Genomic DNA, 4,014 nt, shown 5'->3' with positions numbered 1-4,014 from the left:
GAGAGGCACAGCCCCCCGCGCCGCCCGCCGGGTCGCGGGGGGCTGTGCCTCTCCGTGCGGCGGTGGGTCATCGGCATCCGGGTCCTCGTCGTCTCCGCGGCGCAGGGCGACGACCGCGCACGCGGCGAACACCGCGACGAAGAGCGCCTGGGGCACGACCGCACCCGCGTGCAGCCACACCACCGGCAGGCCCACCCAGGGCACGCGCAGCATCCCCACGCCCTTCACGGCGTCGGGGTCGAGGGGGGAGCTGTCGGCCGAGGGGTTCGCGTCGCCCTTCGTGACGAGTCGACCGTCGGCGCGCAGCTCGGTGATGCGATGCAGGCGCAGGCGGTCGGCTCGGTCCGGATCATCGGCGAGCACGACCCGCCCCGGCACGAGATCCTCGTGCGGGACGGGCCGCGCCACCACGACGTCGCCCACCTCGATCGCCGGCGTCATCGACGCCGTCATCACCGTGGTCGGCGTCCATCCCAGGACGACGGGGGCCGCCGCCCAGAACAGCAACGCCAGGATCAACGCCACGACCGCGCGCGCCGTCGCCACCCCCGCGATCAGCAGGAAGCGACCGGAGCGCACGACTCAGCTGTTCTGTGCTTCCCAGACGAACGAGGTCGTCGCGGTCCCGCCCTGCGCGGTGTTGGGTGCGTCCTCGGCGAGCTTCCACGTGATGCGGAAGGTGCGCGACTCGGGCGCGGTCCCGGTCGGGCTCCAGGTCGCAGCGCCCGTGGCGAACGAGGAGTGCGCCCCCGTGAAGCCCGACAGGCGACCGTCGAACACGGTGCTCTGCGCGGTGAACCCGGTGCAGGTCCCGTAGCCGCCGCCGGTGCCCTGCTCGACGGTCAGCGCGAGCTGGTCGGACAGGCCCGCGGTGGTGCGGGCGTCGGCGGCGTAGAGCCGTACGTCCGAGGCGAGCGAGCCGGTCGAGGTGACGGCGATGCAGGTGACGCCGCCGTCGCCGGGCTTGGCGTTGGGTACCGAGAACAGCGCTCGTCCCGCGTCGTCGTCCGTGAGCTGGACGCTACCCGCGGTCCACGAGTTGCCCTCGTTCGACGTGGTGCTCGAGAAGGCCGCGTACGAGCTCGTCGACACGATCAGGCCCGCCGCGACCACGGCCGCGGGCAGGGCGATCGCGGTGGCGATGCGCGAGGAACGGCGAGTGAATTTCGGCATAGTGAATCTCCCCAAAGATCAGTGCGAAATGGAACACTCGCACCGTAGGGAAAGCGGGCGCGCGGCGTGTGACACGCCCGAGGGTTGACATCGCGCGCGGGGCGTGGCATCCATTCAGCGGAATGCATTACATCTCTTGCGAGCGCGCCGGTCGCTCCTCGCGTCGCCGCGCTCCGGCGCCCAGGGTGAGCGTCGACGCGAGCCCCAGCGTCAAGAACGCCGCGGCGGTGAACGCTGCCGCGCGCGTGCCGTCGCTGAACGCCGCGCGGGCATCGGTGGCGAGGTCCTGCGTCTGGGGCGAGGCGTCGAGGCCCGCGATCGCGGCTCCCGCGCTGTCGACCACCAGCGACACGACCTGGTCGCGCTGATCGGCCGGCACGCCGCGGTCGTCGAGGGCGGATGCCAGCACCCCCGACGTCGTCGAGAACAGCACGGTCCCCAGCACCGCGACGCCCAACGCGGCTCCGAGTTGGCGCGAGGTCGACTGCGTGCCCGAGGCCTGCCCGCTCGCCGCGGGTGGCACGTCGGCCAGGACGACCCCCGTGAGTTGCGCGGTGGCCAGGCCCACGCCGACCCCGTAGACGAAGAGGAAGGGGATGAGCGGGCCCCACACGGCATCCGGTCCGATCGTGAAGGCGACGCCCGCCACGCCGACGATCTCGGCCAGCAGGCCCCCGCGCACGATCCAGACCGGGGCGACCTTTCCGCTCAGGGCTCCCGCGATGCCGCTCGCGACGAACGATCCGATCGCGAGCGACAGCAGCAGCAGGCCGGTCTGCAGGGCGCCGAACCCGACCACGAACTGCAGCCACAGCGGCAGCGCGAGGATGATGCCGAACTCGCCGAGAGAGACTACCGCGGCGGCGATGTTGCCGTTGCGGAACGAGGTGATGCGGAACAGCCCGAACGCCAGCAGGGTCGAGCGCCCCGTGCGCTGGCGGTGCAGGCCCCACGCGATGAAGCCGATCAGGGCGACCAGGGCGATCGCGAAGGCGAGGGGAACGGGCGAGAGCGCGAAGGGCCAGGTCCACTCGCCGACGGCGGGAGCGGTGGTCACCGTCCACCAGCCGTAGGTGCGTCCCTCGATCAGGCCGAACACGAGCGGGGCCATCGTCGCGACCGAGAGCAGCGCCCCGACGCCGTCGATGCGCTCGACCCGGTCGCTGCGCGACTCGGCGACCGTCAGCAGCACCCCGATCAGGATGATCACGCCGAGCGGGATGTTGATGCCGAACGCCCAGCGCCACGAGAACGCCGTCGTCAGCCATCCGCCCAGCAGCGGACCCACCGCCGCCATGCCGCCGATGGTCGATCCCCACACGGCGAAGGCGATGCCGCGCTCGCGACCGCGGAAGGTGGCGTTGATGATCGACAGCGTGGTCGGCAGGATCATCGACCCGCCCACGCCCTGGACGAGACGGGCGAGGATGAGCAGCCCGCCGGTGGGGGCCAGTGCGGCCGCGATCGAGGCGCCGGCGAAGATCACGACGCCCAGCAGCATGAGGCGTCGTCGGCCGAAGCGGTCGGCGAGGCTGCCGAACACCAGCAGCAGCGAGGCGAAGACGAGGGTGTAGGCCTCTTGGACCCACTGCACCTCGGTCGAGGAGATGCCGAGCTCCTCCACGATCGAAGGAACGGCGACGTTGACGATCGTCGAATCGACGATGATCAGCGACACGGCGATGCTGATGAAGACGAGGCCCGCCCAGCGGCGCCCGGCCAATTTGTCGGTCATGTCGCTAGCTTATCTAGCGATTTTCGATTCTTCGAGGGCTTGACCGCGAGGTTCAGAGGGCGCTGCCCCAGGTGCCGTCGGTCGTCCGCCCGGGCAGGATGAGGAAGGACGCGCTCGCCGTGACGGTCGCGTACGTCATGAGGTCGTCGACCTCGTCGAGGCGGTGCTGGGTGCGCACGAACGTCTCGAGCTCGCGCTGGAAGCAGACGAAGAGCAGGCCGTCGTCGGCATCCGTTCCCCCCGCCGTCGCATTGCTGTACGCGTAGCCGCGCCGCAGCATGAGCGCGCTGTCGGTGAACGACGGGTGGGCGGCGCGCGCGTGCGATCGGGCGGGGACGAGGTAGTCGCCCTCGGGCGTCTTGGCGCGCAGGTCGACCGCGTCGGTCGCGCCACCGCCCGAGAGGGGGACGCCGTCCGCCCGCCGCCGTCCGACGATCGCGTCCTGCCGCTCCGCGGACTCGCCGCGGAATCGCGCCACATCGAGGCGCAGCCGACGCACGACCGCGATGGTCCCCCCGGCGGCGGGGCCGTCCGTGATCCACACGTTCGCGTCGAGTTCCGCGTCCGTGCGCGGCACCACGATCCCGTCGTGGTACCCCAGGGGGTTGCGCACGATCGTGCCCTCGCCGGCTCCGCGCACTCCGGTCTGCGACCAGCGTCGGACGGCGCCGGGGACCGCGTCGAGCAGCGCGGCGACGACCGCGTGCAGAACGCCGGCGTCGCTGCCGCAGACCGAGAGCAGCAGATCGCCGCCCGACAGCCCGGGATCCAGCGGCCCGTCCGAGGCGAACACGGGCAGCCCCGATGCGCCGGGCAGCTGCGGGTCGAGCATCGACACCCATCGCGGTCCGACGCCGACGGTGATGGTCAGGTCGCCGGGGCCGTCGGGAAGCACCGCCCCGTCGGCGCCGTCGGTGAGCCGGTCGACGGCGGACCCGAGGGCGTCGAGGGCCCCGCGCACCTCGGGGGCCCCCATCGGCGACGGGACGTCGGCGACGACGACGACCGTGTTCTTCTGCGGGGTCGCCGGGCGTGCGATTCCCGCCTGATGGATGCCGCGGGCGACGACGCGGCTCTGCGGAGAGGGGGATGCCGCGGGGTCGGGG

General features: G+C 72.4%; 4 protein-coding genes. All 4 read right to left on the bottom strand.

What is annotated here, in order from left to right; all coding sequences use genetic code 11:
* Positions 1-579, bottom strand: a 579-nt coding sequence (locus tag DBR36_RS17920; protein WP_181373632.1) for a signal peptidase I, incomplete at its 3' end; no start/stop codon positions are given.
* Positions 580-582: 3 nt separating this feature from the next.
* Positions 583-1,173 (bottom strand): hypothetical protein, encoded by a 591-nt coding sequence (locus tag DBR36_RS15300; RefSeq protein WP_108320590.1) that lies wholly within the window; start codon positions 1,171-1,173, stop codon positions 583-585.
* Positions 1,174-1,300: 127 nt separating this feature from the next.
* Positions 1,301-2,908: a DHA2 family efflux MFS transporter permease subunit gene (locus DBR36_RS15295; protein WP_181373631.1), complete on the bottom strand. Its 1,608-nt coding sequence runs from the start codon at positions 2,906-2,908 to the stop codon at positions 1,301-1,303.
* 52 nt (positions 2,909-2,960) lie between these two features.
* The coding region (locus tag DBR36_RS15290; protein WP_108320589.1) for a Dyp-type peroxidase at positions 2,961-4,014 on the bottom strand (1,054 nt) is incomplete at its 5' end.

The sequence above is a fragment of the Microbacterium sp. HMWF026 genome, assembly GCF_003061325.1.
Classification (GTDB): Bacteria; Actinomycetota; Actinomycetes; order Actinomycetales; family Microbacteriaceae; genus Microbacterium; species Microbacterium testaceum_E.
The sequence above is the reverse complement of the archived record's forward strand: the minus strand, read 5'-3'. Positions and strand labels throughout refer to the sequence as shown.